We start from the raw sequence: 23,908 nt of genomic DNA, 5'->3' as shown, positions 1-23,908 counted from the left end.
TCCGAAGCCAGGATGCTAGCGGGTAACGTGATCAGACACAAGCTGTGGCCGAACTTTCACATTTCGTGTCGGCTCCGTACTGGAACGTCTCGCCAGGTTTGCCGCGGGTTCACCGAGTGTGTGTACGCTGACGCGCCTGGCTTCGCTATGGGACGCGGTCGCAAAGGCGGCGGGCCCGGCAGGGACAATTCACAGGGCCGCGGCACAGACGAATCGGCGGCACCCACTATCCGGACGGGATTGGACACAGGTGACGGAGTTCCAGTACGACGTGGCCGTCGTCGGGTTGGGCTACATCGGCCTGCCGACCGCGGCCGCCCTCGCGACCCAGGGCGCCGAAGTCTTCGGTGTCGATGTCAACGAGCACACGGTCGCTTCGGTCAACCGTGGTGAGGTCCCGTTCGTCGAGCCCGACCTCGCGGTCGCGGTGAGCGGTGCCGTGTCGATGGGCCGGTTGTCCGCCGGCTCCGAGATGCCGGAAGCGCGCGCGTACATCATCGCCGTGCCGACGCCGTTCAAAGAGGGCCACCAGGCCGACCTGTCGTACATCAAGTCCGCCACCGAGGCGATCGCGCCCATGCTCCGCGGAGGCGCGCTGGTCATCCTCGAGTCGACCTCCCCACCCGGTGCGACCCGCCAGGTCAGCAAGTGGCTGGCGGAGCTGCGTCCCGACCTGAAGTTCCCGCACGCCCTCGCCTCCGGCGAGCGGCCCGACGTCCACGTCGCGCACTGCCCCGAGCGCGTGCTGCCGGGCCGGATCATGATCGAGATCGTCGCCAACGACCGCGTGGTCGGCGGCCTCACCCGCGAGTGCGCCGAGCGCGCCGCGAAGCTCTACCGCACGTTCGCCCAGGGCGCGCTACGGCTCACCGACGCCGAGTCCGCCGAGCTCACGAAGCTCGCCGAGAACGCCTACCGCGACGTCAACATCGCGTTCGCCAACGAGCTGTCGCTCGTCAGCGACCACCTCGGCATCGACGTGTGGGAGGTCATCGAGCTGGCCAACCTGCACCCCCGGGTCAACATCCTGAAGCCCGGCCCCGGTGTGGGCGGTCACTGCATCGCCGTCGACCCGTGGTTCATCGTGTCGGCCGCCCCCGAGCAGGCGCGGCTGATGAAGATGGCGCGTGACGTCAACGACGGCAAGCCGCACCACGTCGTGAGCCAGGTCAAGGCAGCCGCGGCCGGGCTCGCCGACGGCACGATCGCGTGCTTCGGGCTCGCGTTCAAGGCCAACATCGACGACCTGCGTGAGAGCCCCGCGCTCGAGGTCGCCGAGGAGCTGGCCAAGAACCTGCCCGGCGTGCAGATCCTGGCCGTCGAGCCGCACGTCGACGCGCTGCCGCCGCAGCTTCGCGCGTTCGAGAACGTCCGGCTCACCGGCGTCGAGGAGGCGCTGGAGAAGTCGTCGATCGTCGTCGTCCTGGTCGACCACGACGCGTTCCGGGCCGTCCGAGCCGACCAGCTCGCGGGCAAGGCCGTCATCGACACCCGGGGCCTCTGGCGCTAATCCACAACAAATCGAAAGATGCGGACGCTTTCGGGCCACCGTTGTAAAGAAAACCCGAAACACAGCACAGAGCCCCTCCCTGTGTCGTAGGACTTGTGACTGGCGATATCACTCGCCAGTCAATGAGTCCGCGACTCCATGCCGCGGATGGGAGGGGTCCATCTGATGCATAGTTCTGCGCGCTCTTTGCGCATATCAGCAGTCGCCATCTTCGGTGCCGCGCTTGTCGTGCCGGCAATGGCCTACGCGGGACCTAGCCCCGTCTCGCCCCAGCAGTCCACCTCCAACGCCGCGCCGACCCTGGCACAGCAGGCCGGCCTGCAGAAGGCGCCGAAGTCCGTTTCGGGCAAACCCAAAGGCCCGAACCCGTACCTCGCGCTGATGCGCAACCCTGACAACGCCGACTACGCCGGCTGGAAGAAGGCGCTTACCAGCAAGGGCAAGGCGCGCGCCGCGAAGCTCGCGAAGACGCCCAACCCGCTCGCGGCCGCGGCCCAGCCGATCCTGGTCGACGAGGACGAGCCCGCCGGCGTCAACGGCAGCAACGACACGCCCGCGACCGCGCAGTTCGTCGACGGTTTCGGCACCGGACGCCGGCAGAACAACCGGGCCCGGGTGCTCGGGCAGCTGTCTCCGCAGGCCGTTGCCATCCGCACCCTCTCGCCGAACTCGGAGGACGACGGCGCGATCCCGCTGGCCAGGGACACCGGCATCGTCGACGCGGGATCGGCCATCCGTACGACCGGAACCATCGGGGACGGGCCGCACGGCAGCGCCGGAACCGGCACCGGCGACCTCGACTACTACAAGCTGACCGGCAAGGCCGGCACCGAGATCGTCGTCGACGTCACGGGCACGACGCTCGCCGACTCGATGGCGTTCCTGTGGGACTCCGAGGGCAACCTGGTCGCGTTCAACGACGACGCGGGTGGCAGCTTCAACTCCCTGCTGCGCTACAGCGTCACGGCCGACGGCGACTACTACGCGGCCGTCACCGGCTATCCCACGTTCCCGTCGGACCCCTCCGATCCCGCCAGTGGTGATGGTGCGGGCGAGGAAGGCACCTACTCCGTCGTGATCGGCCAGCAGGCGGTCGACCGCGACTACTACGCCGTCTCGCTGCGCCCGGGCGACGTGGTGTCGGCCTCGATCAAGGGTGGCGCGACCCGCGCGACCATCTTCGACCCGGCCGGGCGTGAGGTGCACGGCTCCGACCAGGACGCCAGCTCGCTCTACCCGCTGAACTCGCCACTGCCCGGTGGCGGCAACGCGGTGACCGAGCACGTCGCGGCCACCGCCGGTGACTACTACATCGCGTTCACCAGCGGCACCGGCAGCTACGACGCCACCGTCGAGGTCTACCGGCCGACCGCCGAGAGCGAGAGCAAGGTGCAGACCCTGTTCCTCGACTTCGACGGCGCCCGGGTCAACACGGGCATCTTCGGCGGGCCGGGCGTACGTGAGCTGAGCCCGTTCCGTGCGTTCCTCGGCCGGTGGGGTCTCACTCGCGCCGACGAGAACGCGCTGATCCGCCGCATCTCAGCGACCGTCGAGGAGAACGTGAAGCGCGACTTGCAGGAGTCCGGTCTCGCCGGGCAGATCCGCGTGCAGGTGAAGAACTCGCTCGACAACCCCGACACGTTCGGGCAGGAGAACGTCAGCCGCGTCATCATCGGCGGCACCATCGCCGAGTCCGGCATCGACACGATCGGCATCGCGCAGTACATCGACCCGGGCAACTACGGGCACGAGGACAGCGCGCTGGTCCTGCTCGACGCGGTGAGCGACAGCGCCAGCCTGGAGTTCTCGCTCAACCACTACATCACTCCGGCCAGCAACCGGACCGCGTTCGTCGCGCAGGCGGTGGGGAACCTGGCCTCGCACGAGGCCGGTCACTTCTTCGGTAACTGGCACACCGACCAGTTCGACGCCCAGCCGAACATCATGGACCAGGGCGGCGAGTTCAAGGGCCTGTTCGGCGTCGGGCCGGATGAGATCGGCGGAACCGCCGACGACATCGACACCGACTTCGGTGAAGACACGTTCGTGCCGAGCGAGGGCTTCACCGGCATCGAGGACACGGCCGCTCGCACCGCCTTCGGGCTCGGCCGGCCGTAGTAGATCGCCGTAGAAGTCGCTAGATTCGCCTAGAAGCAAGCAGAATCGGCCCCGCTGACCGTGCTGATCACGGTCGGCGGGGCCGATTCACTTGCGGAACAAGGCGGTCCACAGGAACGGCTCGCCGAAGCGCGGTGAGTCGTCCGGCTCGTCGTGCATGCGGCACAACTCGACTTCGGTCAACTCGGAGAAGATCCAGCGCAGCGACTCGTCGGTGTACGCGAGACCGCCCTGCAGGCCGGCCTCCCGGTAGAACTCCTCGTCCGGCAGCTCCGAGCCCATCGCCCCGGATGCGAAGCAGGTAAGGCCGAACGCGCCACCGGGTGCGAGCACGCGGGACAGCAGCGCGAGGTAGCTGACCCGCCGGTGCGGGGGCAGATGGTGGAAGCAGCCCGAGTCGAAGACGAGGTCGTACGGGCCGTCGAGCGCGGCCTCGCCGGCACCGCTGAACGCGTCGGCGCACACGAAACGGACGGACGCCTCGGCCTCGCGGGCACGTTCCCCGGCCCACGCGATGGCGGTCGGCGAGAGGTCGATCGCGTCGACCTGGAAGCCACGCGAGGCGAGCAGGATCGCGTTCCGCCCCGGCCCGCAGCCGAGATCGAGGGCGCGCCCACCAGGACTCACCAGGCCGCGGTCGAGGTATGACACCAGGCTCTCGTCGGGCTTGGAGACGAAGAACGGCACCGACTTGGAACGGTCGGCGTAGAAGCCGTCCCACCAGTCCGCGCCGCCCTCGGTCCAGCGATCCGACGCGGGCGCGAACAGCCCGTCCAGCAGCTTCAGGACGTCGTCGACCGAGCGGATGTGCCGGTCCATCAGGCGAAAATCCTCTCCAGGACCTGCGCCACGCCGTCCTCCTCGTTGGTGCCGGTCACGTGGTCGACCACCGCCAGCACCTCGGGATGTGCGTTGCCGACGGCGTACGAGGTGCCGGCCCACGAGAGCATGCCGACGTCGTTCGGCATGTCGCCGAACGCGGCGACCTCGGAGGCTTCGATGCCCCACTGCTCGCACAGCAGCGCGAGCGTCGCGGCCTTGGTGACGCCCTTGACCGCGACCTCGATCAGCGGCTCCTTGCTGGAGTAGGTGAACTCCGCGAGGTCGCCCACGATCTCCCCGACCTTCGCGGCCAGCTTGCCGACGTCGTAGCCGGCATGCCGGATCAGCAGCTTGACCGCCGGCCGGGCGAACAGCTCCTCGACCGCGCCGACGTACAGGTCGCCGTAGTCACCGGCGATCTCGTACGCCGGCTCGTGCCCGAACGACTGCCCGTGCTCGACGCCGAACGTCGCGTCCGGCAGCGCGCCACGGACCGCAGCGGCGACCGCCAGGCCGATCTCCGGCGCCAGGACCGTACGCGACAACTCGCGGCCGTCGTGCAGGTCGTAGACGAGCGCGCCGTTGGAGCAGACGGCGTAGCCGCGGTGGCCGATCAACTCGGCGATCGGCTCGATCCAGCGGGGCGGCCGGCCGGTGGCCAGCACCAGCGTCGCGCCGGCCTCCTCGACGAGGGCCAGCGCGGCGCGGGTGCGCCTGGAGACCGAGCCGTCGGCGCGCAGCAGCGTGCCGTCGAGGTCGGTCGCGATCAGCCGTACCGGTGTGTCGGGTACTTCAGGCACTGCGGGTGGTGCGGGCAACGGTCAGCTCAACCCTGCGCCTTGTGCAGCCCGCTGGCGGCCTTCGGCGTGAGGTCGTCGAGCATGTCGCCCACCTTGTCGGAGTCGCGCGCCCAGACGTAGATCGCACTGAGCACGTCACCCTCGATCTGGTAGACGGCGCCGTAGGAGTAGTCGACGCCGTCGCGGTCGTCCTTGCCCTCCCAGGAAACCGCGCCCTTCAGCGCGTCGGACGGCGGGTCGACCACGTGCAGCTTGGACATCTCGCCCTGGTCGTGCTTCCAGCCGTCGCAGTCGGCGACCGCGGCCTTGATCTCCGCGAGCGCGTCGGGGGCTTCTCCGGCCTTGTAGACGACGACCTCGTTGCTCACCACGACATCCGGGGACTTGTCGGAGCTGTCCCAGAAGAAGTCCTGCTGCCGTGCCTCGCGACGCTTGTTGGTCGCCCAGGTCTTGCCGCAGATGTCGTTGGTCGGGGCTTCCAGACCGTCATCGCTGTCCTGCTGGGAGAAGTCGGGGCCGATATCGCCGTCGTTGAGCAGCGCTTTTCCGACCGCCGTCGAAGCCTTGATGGGCGCCGGCTTCTTGTCGCCGGTCTTTTCCCCCTGGACAGATCCGGACTTGTCAGAGTCCTTGACCGGCTGGGTGTCGTCACCGTTTCCACTACAGCCGGCAAGGGTCATCGCACCGATCGCAGCCAATGCAATGGCGACACGGTGTCCCTGGATCAGTTTTTTACGCACGGGCACGAACCTTAACGGAGTTTGGAGTTGGTCGCTTACTCGCCATCCACAGCCCTGACCGGCACCTCGATACGCGGAAAAACCGGCTCGGGCGCAGGCAGCGTATCGGCCCTGAACCGGCTGGCCAATTTCTCCGCCAACTGCGGAACGAAAGGGGTCAGCTCGCTGGAGATATTCCTTATCGTGTCGACAAGAACACGAAGTGCGATATCCAGTTCGCGAGCCGCGTCGAGATTTGTCCGCTCGGATTTCGCCAATATCCAGGGCGCCACGGATTCCACGTAACGATTCGCCTCGGTGATCGCGTTGACGATCGCGGCGGCAGCCGAACGGAAGTCGAACACCGCGAGTGCCTCGTCCACCAGGCGCGGCAGCTCGGTCGTGGTCTGCCGCAGCGGCGCGGAGCCCTGGTCCAGGCCGAGGTCGGCGTACTCCGCCGGCACCACACCCGAACGGTACTTGTGCACCATCGTCGCCACCCGCTGCGCGAGGTTGCCGATGCCGCCCGCCAGATCGCGGTTCGCCGTCGAGATCAGCCGGTCCAGCGTGAAGTCGGTGTCGCCGACCTTCGGCACCTGCGACAGCAGCCACCAGCGCAGGGAGTCCGTGCCGTACGTCCGCGTCAGCGCTACCGGGTCGATCACGTTGCCGAGCGACTTGCTGATCTTCTGCCCGTTCACCGTCAGGAAGTCGTGCACGAAGATCTCGCGCGGCAGCCGCAGCCCCGCAGACAGCAGGAACGCCGGCCAGTAGATCGCATGGAAGCGCACGATGTCCTTGCCGATCACGTGCACCTGCCGGCCGGATCCGGTCCACCAACGCTCGAACGCCGGCGCCTCCGAGCCGTCGCCGTCGCCATCGCCATAGTCGAGGGCCGTGATGTAGTTGCCGAGCGCGTCGAACCAGACGTAGGTGACCTGGCTCGGGTCGCCGGGCACCGGGATCCCCCAGCCTCGCGCACGCCGCACCGAACGCGAGACCGAGAAGTCGCGCAGGCCGCGTTCGATGAACGCCAGCACCTCGTTCTCGCGGACCTTCGGCTCGACGCGGATCTGCCCGGTCCGGTACAGCTCGCGCAACTGGTCCTCGTACCGGGAGAGGCGGAAGAACCAGTTCTCCTCCGTGACCAGCTGCGGTTCGGTGCCGTGGGACGGGCACAGCCCGTCGACGAGCTCGTCGGGCTCGTAGAAGGCCTCGCAGCCCACGCAGTACAGGCCCTCGTAGTGCTTGCGGTACAGGTCACCACTGGCCGCGGCCGCCTCCCACAACCGTTCGACACCGGGTCGGTGGCGCGGATCGTGGCTGGTCCGGATGAAGTCGTCCCAGCTCAGGTTCAACGGCTCACGGAGGGCCTCGAACGCGACGGCATGGGTGTTGACCAACTCGGCGACCGGGATGCCCTGCCGCTCCGCGGCCTGCACGTTCTTCAGTGAGTTGTCGTCGGTACCGGTCAGGAACCGCACGTCGTCACCGCGCAGCCGGCGATGTCGCGCCAGTGCGTCGGCCTGGACTATCTCCAGTGAGAAGCCGATGTGCGGATCGGCGTTGACGTACGGGATCGACGTCGTGACGTAGAAATCCATCAGTGCTCCCTTGGTTCCTCTGGGGAATCAGGAGCCCTCGGCGGGCGGCCCAGACAACGAAAAAGGCCCCTCACCGGGGGCCTTGGCTGGTGCGCGCGAACGGCTACCGATCCGACCCCTGGTGGGGCCGCATCATCACGGAATGCCGATAACTCGCCATGCGAGCAAGAGTACCAGCGCACTCAATGCCGCAGCAGCGGTTTGTTCGGCAGCGGGTCGGCGAGGATCGTCTCCATCTCCTCAGCGGTGAGGTTGCCGTCCTCGTGCAGGATCGACAACGCCTCCCGCCAGCGCTGCCTCGCCTGCTCCAGCTCGCCGAGCGCGTGGTGGGCCTCGCCGAGCGCCCACAACGTCGTCGGCTCGCTGGCCCGGTGCCCTGTCTGGTGCTGGAGCACGGCCGACAACCGCAGCGCTTCGACCGCCGCCTGCGGCCGCCCGGCCCGCAGCAGTGTCTCGCCGAGGTTCTGCAGCGCGATCCCCTCACCTCGCGCGTCTCCGAGTTCGCGGTAGAGCCCGAGCACGTCGGTGTAGATCGCCTCCGCCTCGTCGTACCGCCTGCGTACGAGCGCCACCGAGCCGAGGTTGTTGAGGACGCGTGCCTCCCGGTTACGGTCGCCGAGCGCCCGGCACAGGTCGCGGGCCTGTGTGAGGTAGCCGGCCGCTACGTCGGACTCGCCGAGCCGCAGCCACGCGATGCCGAGCGCGGTCTGGCCGGTCACCTCCGAGAGCCGGTCGCCGCTCTTTCGTACGGTCTCGACCAGCCGCTCCAGGTGGTCGATGCCGAGCTTGGTCCGCCCGACCTCCTGGTAGGCGATGCCGAGGTCCTGGTGCACCTCGACGAACTCGGCCGGGCGGGCGTCGGCGAGGTCGAGCAGCTCCCGGTTCGCCGCGATCAGCTCGGCCCAGTAGCCACGACCGGCGAAGCAGGCGAACATCGCGGCGGCCAGGGCCACGGCGATCGGGTCGCCGGGAGGACCACTGCGCCGGGCCAGGCCGACCGCCGAGGTCAGGTTGGCGCGGTCGGCGTCGATCCAGGTCCAGGCCGCCTCGTGGCCGGCCAGCCCGGCTCCCGGCCGGCGGAGGTCTGCGTCGCGTACGCCGACATCCATCCGCCGCTCGGCGTTGCCCGGGTCGAAGATCCGCATCGCCGTGCGGGCGGTCGCGAGGTAGTGAAGCAGGACGCGGCGCACGCCCTCCGTGCGCTCCTGCTCCAGGATCGCGTGGCCAGCCTGCTCGTTCGCGTCGAGCCGGATCAGGTCGTGGAACGCGTAGCGCTCGCCACCAGCCGGTTGCAGCAGCTGCGCATGGACCAGCTCGTCGAGATCCCGCCAGATCTCCGCATGCGGGCGATCCGCGAGCGCGGCCGCCACGGGCGGGGTGAAGTCGGGAAGAGCGAGGGCGCCGAGCAGTGCGTACAGCCGGGCGGCCGACGGCCGGAGGCCCTGCCGGCTGACCGCGATGCTCGTTCGCAGCGCCAGGTCGGCGTGCTGCAGCTCGTCGAGCCGGTGCTGGGTGTCTCGTAACCGCTCGGCGAGCGCCCGCGGAGACCAGCCCGGCCGGGCCGCCAGGCGGGCGCCGGCGATCCGGACGGCCAGCGGCAACCGGTCGCACAGCTGCACGATCTCGGCGACCGCCTCCGGCTCGGCCGCGGCCCGCTCCTGGCCGACCAGCCGGGCGAACAGCACGACGGCCTCGTCCTCCGACAACGACTCCAGCAGCACCTGCCGGGCGCCGTCGAGCGTCGACAGCGAGGTACGGCTCGTGACCAGCACGGCCGACCCGCTGCCGCCCGGCAGCAGTGGGCGGACCTGCCCGGCGTCGGCCGCGTTGTCGAGTACGACGAGGATCCGGCGGTCGGAGGTCTGGGTACGAAACGCCGCGGCCGCCTCGTCGAGGTCCGACGGAATGTCGGCGCCGGCCCAGCCGAGTGCGCGCAGGAACCGCGCCAGCACCTCACCTGGCGCCAGCGGCCGCAGACCGGGCGTCGCGCCGTGCAGGTTGACGTAGAGCTGACCGTCCGGGAACGCCTCCGCGACGCTGTGGGCGACGTGTGCCGCCAGCGCGGACTTGCCGGCACCGCCCGGGCCGGCGATCGTCACGATCCGGCGGCCGACGCTCTCCTCCCACGACTCGCCGAGCCACTTGGCGACGTTCGCGACCTCGAGGTGCCGGCCGGTGAAGATCGCCGACACCGGTGGCAGCTCGGCCGGCACGTTGGGCCGCTGTGCCAATCCCTGGGCCAACCCCTGGGCCAACTGTTGGGCCGAGGGTGGTTCCCGCGCCGGCTCGGGGTCCCCGGCGCGGATCGCCTGCTCCAGTTGGCGTAGCCGCGCGCCCGGCTCGACGCCCAGCTCGTCGACCAGCGTCTGCTGGGTGTCCCGGTAGACCTCGAGCGCCGCGGCGGACCTCCCCGAACGATGGAGCGCGAGCATCAGCTGGGCGCGAAACCGTTCACGCAACGGGTGCCGGGCGGTCAGTGCCGTCAGCTCGGCGACCAGTTCGGCCTGCCTGCCGGCCGCCAGGTCGGCGTCGACCCGATCCTCCAGCGCGACCAGCCGGAGCTCCCCCAGGCGGGCGGCCTCGGTCCGCAGTTCGTCGATGTGGTCCAGCCCGGAGTAGGGATCGCCTCGCCACAACCGCAGCGCCTGCGCGGGCGAGCCGGCTGCGACCAGCCCCTCGAACCGCTCGGAGTCGAGCTCGCCCGGCCGGACGACGAGCTGGTAGCCGGGAGGGCGGCGGGCGATCGACGACTCGCCCAGCGTCTGCCGCAGCCGGTGGATGTAGACCTGCAGGTTGGTCCGTGCGGACTTCGGCGGCTCACCGTTCCACACCAGATGGACCAGCCGGTCGACCGGGACGACCTGGTTGGCGTGGAGCAGCAGGACGGCCAGCACCGTACGCAGCTTCGGCGACGACACCTCCTCGGGCTCACCGTCATCGCCGGTCACCACGAGCGTGCCGAGCACACCGAACCGCGGCGGCCGGCTAGCGGAGGACATCGGGCTTCCGGGCCAGCGGTTCGGCCAGCACGTGCTCGGCCTCCTCCTTGCTCATCGGCCCCAGCTCGGTGAGGATGTCCACCGCCTGCCGCCAGCGCTGCCTGGCCGGCTCGCCGTGACCGCAGGCTTCCAGCGCCTCACCGAAGGCCCAGAGCAGCTTGGCCTCCGGGAACCTGAGCCCGAACTCGCGGTAGAGCAGGAGCGCCTCCTCGAACGCCGGCAGCGCCTGCTCGGGCGACCCGGCCCGCAACCAGGTCCAGGCCAGGTTGCCGATCGTGATGCCGATGCCGCGGGCGTCGCCGAGCTCGCGGCGGATCGCCAGCGAAGCCTCGAACGTCGACCTCGCCTGGTCGAACCGGCTCGTGTTGAGGTAGGCCATGCCGAGGTTGTTGAGCACGCGCGCCTCACTGTCGCGCTTGCCCAGCGCACGGTTGATCGAAAGGGCCTGGTCGTACAGCGGGATCGCCCGCTCGTGGTCGCCGAGCTCGGCCTCGACGTTCGCCATCGCGTCCAGCGCGGTGGCCTGGCCGGCGGGATGGTCGAGCTCCGTCCACTCCTCGGCGGACTTACGAAGGTGAACCATGGCCTCGTCGTAACGGCCGAGCTCGCCGTAGGCGGATCCGAGGTCGCGATGCGCGAGCGCTGTGAGCTCCGGGCAGCCATGCCCGGCGGTACGCAGCACGGTCTGGTTGATCGCGGCCAGGTCCATCCAGCGGCCGGCGGTGTGGAACAGCGGGCGCAGCGCGGCGGCCAGGGCGGCCAGCTCGGACGCGTAACCAACGGGGAGGTCCGGGATCCGGAAGACGGCGGCCAGGATGTCCCGCTCGCGATCGAACCAGTCAAGCGCGGCTTGCCTGTCTTCCAGCTTCAGCCCGGGCCGGGTCAGCACGCCGGCGTCGGTGCCGATCTTCGTACGCGCCTCGGTCCCTGGGTCGAGCAGCTGGATGGCCCGGCGCGCGGTGGCGATGCCGCAGTGCAGGGTTCGCCGGATCGCGCGATCCTGTTCGGCCTCGTCCAGCCCTTGCCGGGCCAGCTCCCTGGCGTAGAGGCGGATCAGGTCGTGCAGGACGTAACGCTGGTTGCTGTCCGGCTGCACGAGCTGCGCCTCGACGAGGCACTCGAGGTCGCGCTCGGCCTGGTTGCTCGTCCGGTCGGCGAGCGCGGCCGCGGCGGGCACCGTGACGAACGGCAGGTCGAGCAGGCCGAGCAACACGAACAGAGCCGCGCCGTCCGGCGTCAACTCCTGCTTGCTCACGGCGAAGCTGCTGCGGATCGCGAAGTCGGCGTGCTCGAGTTCGTCGAGCCGGTGCCGGGTGTCGGACAGGCGATCGGCGAGCGTGCGCAGCGACAGGTCCGGCCGGGCCGCGAGCCGCGCACCGGCGATCCGGATCGCGAGCGGGAGGCCGTCGCACAGCCGGACGATCGCCTCGGCGGCCTCACCTTGCTGGGCGACCCGTTCCGTACCCGCGAGCCTCGCCAGCAGGACGACGGCCTCGTCGTCGGACAGTGCGCCGAGGTGGACGTGATGGGCGCCGTCGAGCGTCGCCAGCACCGTCCGGCTGGTGATCAGTACCGCCGAGTCGGACCCACCGGGCAGCAGCGGACGGACCTGCTCGGCGGAAGCCACGTCGTCGAGGACGACGAGCAGCCGGCGGCCGGCGGTGAGAGACCGGAAGCGCGCGGCCGCCTCGTCCGGGTCGGCCGGTATCCGGCTGTCCTCGAAGCCGAGCGCGCGCAGGAACCTCGCGAGTACGTCGTGCGGCTTCATCGGAGGCACGCCAGGCGTGGCGCCGTGCAGGTTGACGTACAGCTGACCGTCCGGGAAGTCGGCGGCGACCGCCTGGGCCACGTGCAGCGCGAGCGCGGACTTGCCGCCGCCACCCGGACCCGCGATCGCGATCACGGCCGGTGCGGCGTTGCGCTTGGTCAGCAGCGCGGTGAGCTTCCCGGTCTCGGGATGCCGTCCGGTGAACGTGGTGGTCGCGGCCGGCAACTCGGCAGGCACGACGACCTTGTAGCCGGTCGATGCCGGCTCCGCCGCGCCGGCACCGGTGTCCGCCGGCGCCGCTGCCGGCTGGTGCAGCGAAGGGTCGTCGTTGAGGATCGCCCGCTCCAGCTCGCGAAGCCGTGCACCCGGCTCGACGCCCAGCTCGTCAATCAGGGCTTGCCTGGTGTCGCGGTAGACCTCCAGTGCCTCGACGCCCCGCCCGGAACGATGCAGGGCGAGCATCAACTGCGCGCGAAAGCCCTCCCGCAGGGGATGCCGCGCGGTCAGCTTCGTCAGCTCGGCGACCAGCGCGACCTGCCGGCCGGCGTCGAGGTCGGCCTCGATCCGATCCTCCAGCGCGACCAGCCGGAGCTCGTCGAGGCGAGCGGCCTCGGTGGCCAGCGGCTCGATCTCGGTCAGGCCGGCATAGGCATCGCCGCGCCACAACCGCAACGCCTCCGCGGGCTGACCGGCCGCGACGAGATCCTCGAACTCCTGCGCGTCGAGCTCGCCGGGCCGCGCCACCAGCTGGTAGCCGGGCGGCTGCAGCAGGATCCGCTCGCCGCCCAGCACCTGGCGCAGCCGGTGAACGTAGACCTGCAGGTTGGTACGCGCCGACTTGGGCGGGTCACCGCTCCACAGCTGATCGATCAGGCTGTCGACCGAGACGACCTGGTTCGCATGGCACAACAGGATGGCGAGCAGCCCACGCTGCCTCGCCGACGACAGGACGACGGGCTCGCCATGATCATCAGCCACCTCGAGTGAGCCCAGCACCGCGAATCGCACGTTCGTCCCCCTTTGTGCTTTTTCGGCTCTGGTCCAGTGTCCCGGTGATGATTGGACTAGAAGTAGACGGCAGCTTCCAGCCTAAAAGTTGCGGGATCGGGATCGCCAGTCAGCACCTGACCAGGCGTGGACGCCGGCTCACCGAGCGAGCTCGGTGATCGCCGCCGCGGCGTGGGCGGCGGCTCGGTCACGTCGGGTCGGGGATGTCGAACCAGCGGGCCAGCTCGACCGCCACACCGTCGTCGGCGCGGGACTTGGTGACGGCGTCGGCGATCTCCTGGACGGCCGGGGTGGCGTTGCCCATCGCGACGCCGCGGCCTGCCCAGTCGAGCATCTCGACGTCGTTGGCGCCGTCGCCGATCGCCAGGACGTCGGCGCGGCCGACGCCGAGGCGGCGGGCGATCTTCTCCAAAGCCGTGGCCTTGCTCACGCCGTCGGGTGCGATGTCGAGCCAGGCGGTGTAGCCGATGTAGTACGACACGCCGTGCAGGCCCACCCGGTCGATCACGTCGAGGAAGCGCTCCGCCTCGTTGGACGGCTCGCGCAGGATGACGCGGGTGGCCGGCTCGGCCACGAGCTTCGAAAGCGGCTCGACGACCAGTTGGCCGGTGAGCTCACCCGGCGGAAAGGGCTTGTTCACGCGGTAGCCGACGCCGAGCTCCTCGACCGCGACCAGAACGTCGGGCATCCGTTCGAGCAGCAACTGGAGCACCGGCCCGGGATCGAACCGCACGATGTCGAGCAGCTCGGGCTCGGGATGCAGGCGTACGGTCACCGCGCCGTTGGAGCAGACGAGGTAGGGCTTCGGCAGGCCGAGTCGCTCGGCGACCGGCCGGGTCGCGGTCAGCCCGCGGCCGGTCGACAGCACCACGTGGGTGCCGGCTTCCAGCACGGCATGGACCGCGGCCTCGACCGCCGGTGAATAGTTGTTGTCTGGGTCGACCAGGGTGCCGTCGATGTCGAGCGCCACCAGCCTCGGCCGCCAACGCTCGTCCAGGTTGGCATCCGGTGTGAGGCTGGTGATCATCCAAGCGGCTCCAGAGTTTCGGCTCCCCCAAGGTATGGCTGCAACGCCTTCGGAACCCGAACGCTACCGTCAGCCTGCTGGTGATTCTCCAAAATGGCGACAATCGGACGCGTCATCGCGACCAGCGTGCCGTTGAGTGTCGCGACCGGACGCGTACCGTCATCGTCGCGGAAGCGGATGCCGAGCCGCCGGGACTGGAACTCCGTGCAATTCGAGGTTGACGTCACCTCGCGGTAGCGGTTCTGCGTCGGGATCCACGCCTCGATGTCGAACTTGCGCGCCGCGCTCACGCCGAGATCGCCACTGGCGACGTCGATCACGCGGTACGGCAGCTCGAGCTTGTCGAAGAACTCGCGCTCCCACGCCAGCAGCCGCTGGTGCTCGTCCTTGGCGTCCTCGGGCCGGCAGAACGAGAACATCTCGACCTTGTCGAACCAGTGCACGCGGAAGATGCCACGGGTGTCCTTGCCGTGCGAGCCGGCTTCGCGCCGGAAGCACGGGCTGAACGCGACGTAGCGCTGCGGCAGCTTCGCGGTGTCGAGGATCTCGTCCATGTGGTAGGCCGCGAGCGCGACCTCGGACGTGCCGACGAGGTAGAGGTCGTCCTGCGCGACGCGGTAGACGTCGTCGGCCGCACCCTGGCCGAGGTAGCCCGTGCCGTCCATCGCCTTCGGCGTGACCAGCGACGGCGGGATCATCGGCGTGAAGCCGTAGGACATCGCCTGCTCGAACGCGAGGTTCATCAGCGCGAGCTCGAGCCGCGCGCCGGCGCCGGTGAGGTAGTAGAACCGGCTGCCGGACACCTTCGCGCCGCGCTCGATGTCGATCGCCCCGAGCAGCTTGCCGAGCTCCACGTGGTCGCGCGGCTCGAAGCCCTCGGCTGCGAAGTCGCGCGGCTGGCCGGCGTGGTCGAGCACGACGAAGTCGTCCTCACCACCCACCGGCGCGTCCTCGTCGACCAGGTTGTGCAGCTCGCGGATCAGCCGGTCGTAGCTCTGCTCGACCTCGCTCTGCGCGGCCTCGGCCTGCTTGACGTCGGCGGCGAGCTGCTTGGTCTTGGCCAGCAGCTGCTGCTTCTCCTCGCCCTGCGCCTTGGGGATCTGCTTGGAGAGGGCCTTCTGCTGCGACCTCAGCTGCTCGAACGTGGCGATCGACGAGCGGCGTGCCTCGTCGGCGGCGAGCACCTGGTCGACGAGCTCGACCGAGGCGCCCCGTCGCCGCTGGCTCTCGCGCACACGGTCGGGGTCGTCACGTAGCAGTTTGGGGTCGATCATGGCTCTGAGATTAGCCGTCCGCCCCTACCTTTCCGCCACCGGTTTGTGCACTGGGTGCACCCGTGGGGATCCTCGGCGCCGGGTGGGGGTAGACATTTGCATCGTGAGTAGGGTCGTGGATCGGTTGGTGATCGCCGGGATGGCGGCCGCCGGGATCCTGTTCGCCGCGCTCCTGGTCGGCATCGGCACCGACTGGTCCTGGGTCACCACCATCGACGAGGCGGTCGCCGACTGGTTCCACCAGCTGCTCCAGGCCGCGCCGCTCGTCGTGAGCGTGCTGGAAGTCCTCGACTACGGCTTCGACCCGTGGGTCTGGCGCGGCCTGGCCGTCGTGGTCGCCGTCGTGCTCTACCGCCGGGGCGAGCGCCGGGTCGCGTCCTGGCTGGTCTCGCTCGTGATCGTGAACCTGCTGGTCGAGATCATGGTCAAGGCCGCGGTCGAACGGCCGAGGCCCCAGCTGCCGGAGCCGTTCCTGGAGCGGGCCGGCTCGGGCTTCCCGTCCGGGCACGCGTTCGCCTCCGCACTGTTCATCGGCGCGTTCCTGGTGCTGGTGCAGCGCGACTGGGGAATCCGGAAGCGGCGGGCCGCGGCCTGGATCTGTGGGCTGCTCGTCGCGGCGCTGGTCGGCCTGGACCGGGTCGCGCTCGGGCTGCACTTCATGTCCGACGTGGTGGCCGGCTGGCTGTTCGCGATCGTGGTGCTGGCCGGGATGGGCCTGGCGTTCGGCCTGACTCCCGGCGCGATCCGGCGGCGGGCGCTTGCCCGCGGGTACGGCCGGCGGCGGGTGGCCGTCGTGATCAATCCGTCCAAGCTGGAGGACCCTGTCGGGTTCCGGCAGCAGCTCAACCGGCTCGCCGACGAGCGCGGCTGGCGTAAGCCGCTGTGGTTCGAGACCACGGTCGACGACGCCGGGCACGCGATGGCCAAGCAGGCGCTCGACGCCAAGGCCGACCTGGTGATCGCGGCCGGCGGCGACGGAACCGTCCGGGTCGTGTGCAGCGAGCTCGCCGGATCCGACGTACCGGTCGGCATCGTGCCGGTCGGCACGGGCAACCTGCTGGCCCGCAACCTCGGATTACCGCTCGACCCCGCGACGGCGATCCGCGTCGCGCTCGGCGGGCGGGACCGGCGGATCGACCTCGTACGCGTCCGCGGCGACCGGCTGCCGACCGACCGGTTCGCGGTGATGGCCGGGCTCGGCATGGACGCGGCCGTGGTCGGCGAGGCCCCGGCGATGCTGAAGGCCAAGCTGGGCTGGCCGGCGTACGTCGTGTCGCTCAGCCGCAACCTGTCGTTCCCGGCGGTGCGTGTCGACATCAAGATCGACGACCACCGGCCGATCCGGCTGCGGGCACGCATGGTCGTGGTGGGCAACGTCGGCACGCTGCACGCCGGGCTCCCCCTGCTCCCCGACGCCGCGCCCGACGACGGGCTGCTCGACGTCGTCGTGCTGGCGCCGCGGCGGATCACCGAGTGGCCGCAGCTCGCCTGGCGGGTGCTCTCCCGGTCCAAGGCGCAGGACGACCGGCTCAGCCACTGGACCGGCAAGAAGGTGGTCGTCCGCGCTCTCGAGGCCTGCAACCGGCAGCTCGACGGCGATGTCGTGGGCGAGGGACACCAGCTGCGCTGCGAGATCGAGCCCGGCGTACTGGTCGTCCGCGTGCCCCGCGCCTGACGGCTCCGAACGCGCGTCAGTCGAACGGGCGGTCGGCCAGCAGGTCGCCCACCCGTTCGGGCTCGCTGAGCACGGCCTCGACCAGGAAGCGGTCGGTCCAGCGGTCCGCCGACCAGGCCAGAGCCCGCGCCAGGCCCTCGACCGTCGCCGCGTGCGGGCGGCCGGCCGCGTCGACCCACCAGTCGACCGGCTGGCCGTCGACCTCGAGCTCCTCGTGCTCGAGCCAGTGCTCCGGCGCCTCCGGCAGCAGCGTGCGTACGGCGTCCGGGACGTCGGTCAGCACGCCCTCCGCGGCGAGCTCACCCTCTGCGAGCTCGGACGCCAGCGGCAGGTCCAGCAGGTCCGCCAGCCGGTCGGCCGGCTCCTTGGAGGCCACCACGAGACCGCCGAGGTCGGTCCGCTGCAGCCACATCGGCGAGTCGACGACGACCGCCTCGTCGTGGTCGACGACCCGCGTGCCCTCGCCGGCCAGCACCCGGACCTGATCCGGCGCCTCGACCGGTGCGAACGCGTCCTCGATGGCTCCGAGCTGGTCCCACAGGGCCAGCATGGCGGCGGCGTCCAGCTCGACCTCGGGATCGGCGAGCCGCGCCAGGACCTGGCCGACGCCGACCGGGTCCAGGTCGCCGACACCGCGGATCAGCCCGAAGCCGGTACGCGCCTCCGGGTCGATCTCCGCCAGCCACGCAGGCGGCGGCTCGAGCAGCGCGGCCAGCGCGGGACTGGCCTCGGGATCGGCCAGCGCGCCGATCGGCACGCCGTCGAGCTCCACGTGCAACCGGATCCACCAGGCGGTGTACGACCGGACGCGGCGGCCGGTGCCGTCGGCGAGCACCACGTTGGCGGGCTCGAGCAGGGCCCGGCGCAGGTCGGTGTCGTTCGCGATCAGCCGCAACGCGCGCGGCCACTGCTCGTCGTCGACGAAGTCGAGGTCGCGGATCGCGTGGACCTCGCTGACCAGGCCACCGGCACCAGCACCGTGCTCCTCGGCCCAGGTATCGAAGTCGTGCAGGTCGTCGAGCTCGTCGGGGAGGTCGAGCAGGTCGGCGTCGGCCGTCTGGACCAGGCCGAGACCGCCGATCACGCCGACAGCCCGCAGGACGTCGGCGCCCCAGCGTTCGACCAGCCCGGCATCGACCGGGGCGAACGCGTCGGGATCGAGGATGGCCTGGGCCTCCGAACCCGGCAGTACCAGGCCGTCTGCGGGAGTCGGCTCGTCCTCGTCGTCGCGCAGGGCGAGCGCGCCGAGCCAGGGCAGCTCGCCGGGTCGCAGGCCGGACTTCGCGACCGCGGCGGCGACCACCGCGAGCACGGCATCGGTCATGCCCTCGTCGTCGGCCGACTCCCGGACCGCCGTACGGATCGCGCCGTCGCCGAGCAACGTGCGCGGGTCGGCGGCGACCGCGCCGAGCCGCTCCAGCGTCTCGTGCACGGCGTCGGGGTGGACGACGCGCAGTCCGTACTCCGCGAGGAGGCCGAGCGCGTCGGCCTGGACATCGCTGTCGGTGGGCAGCACCAGCCCACGGGCACCGCGGACCAGCCGGCCGTCCGCGAGCGGTACGGGCAGGCTGCCGAGCGCGTCGCGCAGCCGCGGGTCGAGGACCGCCTCGTCGAGCGCGGAGTAGAGCTCACGCCACCACTGCGGCGGATGCGCGCCGCCGACGGCGGCCAGCTCGTCCACGAGGTCGGCCAGCGGGAGCCGGCGGACGCCAAGCGCGTCGTAGGCAGCCCGGGACGCCGGCGGGACCAGGCCGGAGACGATCGGCGCCAGCACGCGGACCAGCCCGGTGCCGGCGTCCTCGACGGTCACGGCGTCGCGCGGGCGCAGCAGGATCTCCGGATCCTCGACCGAGCGCAGCATCGGGGTGCCCGGGAGGCGCTGCAGGATCGCGTCGCGCAGCACGCCGTCGAGCGGGCCGGCCGGAAGCCCGACGGGGACGAGCGCCACGACGTCGGCGCCGTCCTCGGCACGTTGCCGGACGAACTCGGCGTACTGCTCCGCGGCCAGCTCGACCAGCCGATCGCTCAACGGCCCGGGTGCGACGTGCCGGCGGGTGGGGTCGAGCGGGAAGGAGGCGAGCAGCAACGCGGGTAACGACACCGGCTCGTCGGTGGGCGTCGGCGCGTGCAGGGTGGCAGGCATGGCGGCGCCGGACTCGAGGGGTGCGGCCCACAGCATCGACCAGCCGAGCCGGGCCCGTTCCTCGGTCGGACGGTCGGCCAGCAGCCGCCCGCGTTCGGCGTCGGTCCAGATGCCCGCGGCGCGATGCACCGCCCACCGCTCGTCGGCTCCGGACAACTCCCGGATCCCGTCGCCGGTGTCGATCTCGATGGCGGTCAGGCCGGGAAGCGCGAGCAGCAGGGCGTCGTCGACCTCGGCGAGCAACCGGCGGACCAGGTCGACGGCCGGCTCGTCGCGCAGTGCGAGCACGACGGCGGTGTCGAAGCCGGCCGGCGGCTCGCCCTCGGCGGCGAACGGCAGGCGCAGCACAGGCACGTGCCCGTCGCGGCGGCGGAGCTCTTCGCCGAGCGCCGCGTTGTGCTGCGCGGCCTCGGCGACCAGCTCGGCCGTGTCGCCGCGGGAGAAGCGCACTCCGCCCGTACGGGACAACACGATCGGCTCGTCGCTGGCCGACAGCACGGCCGCGAAACCCACACCGAACCGGCCGACCGCGGTGTCGTCGCGCTTGGCGGACGCGCGCAACGTCGCCAGCGACTCGACGCCCTCGGCGTCCAGCGGTGCGCCGGTGTTCGCCGCGACCAGGACGGCGGTCTCGAACAGGTCACCCTCACGCAGCGTCAGCCGCAGCCGGCCGGGCACGCCCGCGCGTCCCGCGGCATCGGCGGCATTCTGCGCCAGCTCGACGAGCAGCCGCTCGCGGTGACCTCCGAGCGCGTAGTCCTCTTCGGTGTTGGCGTCCTCGCGAAACCGTACGGGCGCGGCGGACCAGGCCGCGAGCACGCGCTCGCGGATCGCCGTGGTCGCGAATGGATCATTCACCCTGCGAGTATGGCTTACGACGTCGCGCCGGCGACCTTTGTGCGGCGTCGCACGGCAAAGACTGTGGCGAACGCCCACGCCAGTACGCCACAGCCCCTTCCCACGAACCGAGGACGGCGTTAGGAGAGAAGGACGACCTCTCGGATCGAAGTCTTGCCTTCGCCGTCCTCTTCGATCACAGCTATCCGGTTTCCTTTGTCCTGCTCGTCCTCGATGAACTTCCAGACCGCGATCGCTCGCCGGATGCCTTCGGTGATGGTCACCCGCCGGCGCCGCACCAGGTCTCGCAGGACGGTCGCTGACTCCGCGGCCAGGTTCACCGAGAGCCTGGTGTAGCCATCGGAGTCAGCGCCAGAGCCGCTCAATCGGTTTCCTTCTCGCGTGCTCGTCCGGTTCACAAAGTCACCTTCCGCCGGTCGCCCCTTGATCCACCCACAGTGTACATGCTTTCAACATCGATTACGTATTTTTTGCGTACGCTGTGTGTATATCTGCTGTAAGCTGCCGTGCTGATGGGCCGCTCGGGGAGCAACACAGGAGAGGAGCTCCAGGTTCACCAACCGGGGATCGCAGGGACCCCGCACTCTGCAACCGAAGATCGAGATAGCACGGGAGGAAACGTCCCGATGATCACCCCCGGAGGCCTCGAGCACGAAGAGGCCGACCAGACTCGGACGCTGGATCGAGACGAGCGCCCAGAGACCCCTCACGGTGTCATTTGGAGGGGGCGCGACATCACCCGGGAGATCCAACAGAGCAACACACGCATACGCGAACGGCTGGTGTGGATGGCCATTGTCCTGTTCGTTCTGCTCGTCCTTGCGGCCATCGTCAACGCGTTCCGCCTCCCACCCACAGAGGCGGGAGCGCTCTTCGAGCAACTGCTGAATCCCGCAGGAACGCTGGTCATAGGTGCCGGTGCCTACTACTTCGGCAGTCGCACAAGAGCGCGTTAGCCCCTGAGGTACGGCCTGGGGCCTCTCAGCCGTCTACCCGAGAGGCCTCAGCTTCAGAGTCCGACCGCACCAAACTAGGTGCCGTACGTCGCGAGCCACTTGAAGAGTTCGTCGAAGTAGAACGTGCGGGGCTCGCGCGCGGACAGGGCCAGGTCGTGGAGGCCGCCGGGAACGCGGACGAGTGTGGTGTGCGGGCCCAGCTTCGGCGTCCACTGGGCGATGTGGTCGACGTCGAGCACGGTGTCCATGCGTGCGGCGTCGGCGGGGGCGTTGCGCTTGCGGTAGGTCTGCGTCGAGCACGCCACGAACACGGGAACGTCGATCGCCAGGCCGTGGTGGAGCTGGTGGTGCGCTGCGTGGATCGCCATCAGCCAGCCCGCGGTCACCGGTGCGCCTGCCAGCGGCTTCAGCACCAGGTCGTACGTCCAGTCGCCGCCGTGGTCTGCGTGGATGCTCCGGCCGTAGACGGTCGAGACGCCCAACGGGAGTACGCGAAGCGGTGTGCGGCGGCTGACCGGCCGGACCAGCGGCGGCAGCACCCGGCGGGCCACGGCTGAGGCGTTGAAGTCGAAGAACGGGCTGTTCAGCGTCAGCGCGTCGACCAGGCCCTGACCGCGCACGCTGTCGGCCCACAGCGAGACCGTGAGCCCGCCGGTCGAGTGCGCGTTGACCACGAGTGTGTCGTGGTCTTCCTCCTCCCGGATGATCCGCACCGCCTCGGCGATCTCCGGGAAGTACTCCGAGATCGCGCGGATGTGGTGCGGAGTGTGGTGCGGCCGGATCGAGCGGCCCGCCTTGCGCAGGTCGAGCGCGTAGAAGTCGTAACCCTGCTTGGCGAACGCCTCGGCGAGGTGGGTCTGGAAGAAATAGTCGGTGTAGCCGTGTACGTAGAGCACCGCCCGGCTGGAGCTGGGCCCGGCCACCGAGGCCGGACGGTGCCTGACGAGGGTCGCGAGCGCCTCGCCTTGGTAGTCCGAGGGAAACGCGAGCGTACGAGCTTGGTAGTCGTCGCCGAGGATGTCCTTATCCCACACGAGACAGGAGATTACGCAGCACCTGCTCCAGTTCGCTGCCGGGTGCGCCAGATGCGTCCGGAGCTCGCCACGCGACGAACCCGTCGGGACGCACCAGAACCGCGCCGGACGCCGTGATGCCGTGCCGCTCGCGCACGTCCGCGCTGTCCAGAACGTGGGTCGAAAGCGAGATGCCGAGCTGTCCGGCAGCCGCCTTGGCCTGGTTGTCCCAGTCGCCGTCCGGGCCGGTGAGCAGGACGAATCCCTTGCCGTACAGGTCGATCGTGGACCGGCCGGCGGCGAGCTCCACGTGCGGCGCGCGTGTGCCCGGCTGGGCGGACAACCGCGGCAGCGGAAGCGGCGAGGCGTCCTCGGCCGCTCCGACGACCGCGGACGAGCGGTACTGGTAGCCCATCGCCACCGCGTCGTAGTCGATCATCTCGATCTCGGCGCCCTGCCCCATCCGCGAGCCGAACCGCGCGAACATCTGCCACATGCTGAGCTCGGCGACCGGCCGCCGCTCCTGCGCGTATGTCTGGAGCAGCTCTGGACCCGCCTGCCCCGAAAGGACGGCGGCCAGCTTCCACGCCAGGTTGTGCGCGTCCTGCACGCCGATGTTGCCGCCGAGTCCACCGGTCGGCGGGTTGGTCCGGCCGGCGTCACCCGCGAGGAAGACGCGTCCGGTCTCGTCGTCGAACCGCCGCGCCACCTGGGCGCTGATCGCGAAGCCCAGCACCTTGAGCTCGGTGCCGGGGATCTGCGACCGCACGGTCACCTCGACGTCCGGCAGCCCGGAGGCGGCTCGCACCACATCGGCGACCCGCTCGTCGGTGTACTCCTCGATCGACTCGCGCTCCGGGTCGTAGCCCATCGCGAACACCCACTGCCTGGCCTCGTGGTCGTGGGCCAGCAGTGCGGTGAACGGCCGGGGCTGCTGCAGGTAGGCGATCCCGACCTCGCGGCCGAGCGTGACGGGGTTGAGGTCGGCGTCGACCATGGCGGTGATCGTGTTGTAGAGCACGCCCGGGCCGTCGACCTCGATGCCAAGGGCCTTCCGGATCGGGCTGTTCGCGCCGTCGGCGGCGACCAGGTAGTCGGCGGCGAGGGTGTACTCCTCGCCGCCGGCCGGACGCAGGACAGCCGTCACGCCGGAGTCGTCAGCCTCGAACGACACCAGCTCGGTGGAGAAACGGAGATCGGCACCACGTTCCCGCGCGTGAGCCCGCAGCAGGATCTCCAGCTTGTCCTGGTCGATCGGCGCGAACGGCGAGGGGCTGGCCGCGCTCAGGCCACCACCGCCTTCGGCCTCCTCGATCGTGCCGTACTCCTCGTCGGCCAGGGTCTCGGCACGGATCAGCTGGAACACGTAGGTGTCGGGGTCGCCGAAGCAGTTCGCCCGGATGTCCTGCTCCAGGCCGAGCTGCCGGAAGATCTCGACCGTCCGGGGGTTGATGCCGCGCAGGCGCGGGTGCAGCAGGAGGTCGGGGTGGCGCTCCACGACCACGCAGTCGACGCCGTGCGAGGCCAGGAAGAACGCACTGGACAAGCCGGTCAGCGCGCCACCAACGACAAGGACGGAAGTGCGTTGTTCATTCGTCATGCCGTCGAGTATCA

The 23,908-nt window shown here is 70.3% G+C and carries 16 protein-coding genes; 4 read left to right on the top strand and 12 right to left on the bottom strand.

From position 1 onward, the window contains the following. Positions 1-250: 250 nt before the first annotated feature. Together wecC and ACYVF6_RS07910 are read left to right on the top strand one after the other, a co-directional pair. The gene (gene wecC, locus ACYVF6_RS07915) at positions 251-1,510 is read left to right on the top strand and encodes a nucleotide sugar dehydrogenase (protein ID WP_460517851.1); all 1,260 of its coding nucleotides are present in this window, start codon (positions 251-253) and stop codon (positions 1,508-1,510) included. A 237-nt stretch (positions 1,511-1,747) separates the two neighbouring features. Further along, positions 1,748-3,628, top strand: coding sequence for a PPC domain-containing protein (locus ACYVF6_RS07910; RefSeq protein ID WP_460517848.1), 1,881 nt, complete (start codon positions 1,748-1,750; stop codon positions 3,626-3,628). Between the two features lie 87 nt (positions 3,629-3,715). Here the strand turns inward: ACYVF6_RS07910 and ACYVF6_RS07905 are convergent, their stop codons facing one another. From ACYVF6_RS07905 to serS, 8 genes are all read right to left on the bottom strand, one after another. Beyond that, entirely contained in the window at positions 3,716-4,447 is a 732-nt protein-coding gene (locus ACYVF6_RS07905) for a class I SAM-dependent methyltransferase (protein ID WP_460517845.1), read from the bottom strand. Further along, positions 4,447-5,250, bottom strand: coding sequence for an HAD family hydrolase (locus tag ACYVF6_RS07900; RefSeq protein WP_460517842.1), 804 nt, complete (start codon positions 5,248-5,250; stop codon positions 4,447-4,449). The genes ACYVF6_RS07905 and ACYVF6_RS07900 overlap by 1 nt, the downstream gene beginning before the upstream one ends. A gap of 26 nt (positions 5,251-5,276) precedes the next feature. Continuing rightward, complete coding sequence (locus ACYVF6_RS07895) at positions 5,277-5,990, bottom strand: hypothetical protein (RefSeq protein ID WP_460517839.1); 714 nt, start codon at positions 5,988-5,990, stop codon at positions 5,277-5,279. A gap of 35 nt (positions 5,991-6,025) precedes the next feature. Further along, complete coding sequence (locus ACYVF6_RS07890) at positions 6,026-7,573, bottom strand: methionine--tRNA ligase (protein ID WP_460517836.1); 1,548 nt, start codon at positions 7,571-7,573, stop codon at positions 6,026-6,028. Positions 7,574-7,755: 182 nt separating this feature from the next. Next, on the bottom strand, positions 7,756-10,572 hold the full coding sequence (locus ACYVF6_RS07885; protein ID WP_460517833.1) for an AfsR/SARP family transcriptional regulator: 2,817 nt from the start codon (positions 10,570-10,572) through the stop codon (positions 7,756-7,758). Next, on the bottom strand, positions 10,559-13,348 hold the full coding sequence (locus tag ACYVF6_RS07880; RefSeq protein ID WP_460517830.1) for an AfsR/SARP family transcriptional regulator: 2,790 nt from the start codon (positions 13,346-13,348) through the stop codon (positions 10,559-10,561). The genes ACYVF6_RS07885 and ACYVF6_RS07880 overlap by 14 nt, the downstream gene beginning before the upstream one ends. Positions 13,349-13,535: 187 nt before the next feature. Beyond that, the gene (locus ACYVF6_RS07875) at positions 13,536-14,321 is read right to left on the bottom strand and encodes an HAD family hydrolase (protein WP_460519408.1); all 786 of its coding nucleotides are present in this window, start codon (positions 14,319-14,321) and stop codon (positions 13,536-13,538) included. A 50-nt stretch (positions 14,322-14,371) separates the two neighbouring features. Next, entirely contained in the window at positions 14,372-15,649 is a 1,278-nt protein-coding gene (gene serS, locus ACYVF6_RS07870) for a serine--tRNA ligase (protein WP_460517827.1), read from the bottom strand. 103 nt (positions 15,650-15,752) lie between these two features. Between serS and ACYVF6_RS07865 the strand changes: the two genes are divergently transcribed. Beyond that, the gene (locus ACYVF6_RS07865; RefSeq protein ID WP_460517824.1) at positions 15,753-17,324 is read left to right on the top strand and encodes a bifunctional phosphatase PAP2/diacylglycerol kinase family protein; all 1,572 of its coding nucleotides are present in this window, start codon (positions 15,753-15,755) and stop codon (positions 17,322-17,324) included. Between the two features lie 16 nt (positions 17,325-17,340). Here ACYVF6_RS07865 and ACYVF6_RS07860 read toward each other — a convergent pair whose 3' ends face one another. Further along, on the bottom strand, positions 17,341-20,325 hold the full coding sequence (locus ACYVF6_RS07860; RefSeq protein ID WP_460517822.1) for a sacsin N-terminal ATP-binding-like domain-containing protein: 2,985 nt from the start codon (positions 20,323-20,325) through the stop codon (positions 17,341-17,343). Positions 20,326-20,444: 119 nt separating this feature from the next. Then, on the bottom strand, positions 20,445-20,690 hold the full coding sequence (locus ACYVF6_RS07855) for a hypothetical protein (protein WP_460517819.1): 246 nt from the start codon (positions 20,688-20,690) through the stop codon (positions 20,445-20,447). A gap of 261 nt (positions 20,691-20,951) precedes the next feature. Here ACYVF6_RS07855 and ACYVF6_RS07850 point away from each other — a divergent pair, with 261 nt between their 5' ends. Continuing rightward, on the top strand, positions 20,952-21,281 hold the full coding sequence (locus ACYVF6_RS07850; protein ID WP_460517816.1) for a hypothetical protein: 330 nt from the start codon (positions 20,952-20,954) through the stop codon (positions 21,279-21,281). Positions 21,282-21,355: 74 nt separating this feature from the next. On the opposite strand, the gene ACYVF6_RS07845 is transcribed toward ACYVF6_RS07850, so the two are convergent. Together ACYVF6_RS07845 and ACYVF6_RS07840 are read right to left on the bottom strand one after the other, a co-directional pair. Next, a complete protein-coding gene (locus ACYVF6_RS07845; protein WP_460517814.1) occupies positions 21,356-22,315 on the bottom strand; it encodes an alpha/beta hydrolase in 960 nt (319 codons plus the stop codon). Next, positions 22,305-23,894, bottom strand: a complete 1,590-nt coding sequence (locus ACYVF6_RS07840) for an FAD-dependent monooxygenase (RefSeq protein WP_460517812.1) — start codon at positions 23,892-23,894, stop codon at positions 22,305-22,307. The genes ACYVF6_RS07845 and ACYVF6_RS07840 overlap by 11 nt, the downstream gene beginning before the upstream one ends. Positions 23,895-23,908: the final 14 nt, after the last annotated feature.

It is taken from the genome of Flindersiella endophytica (assembly GCF_054779015.1).
This window is presented reverse-complemented; position numbering and strand designations above follow the sequence as displayed.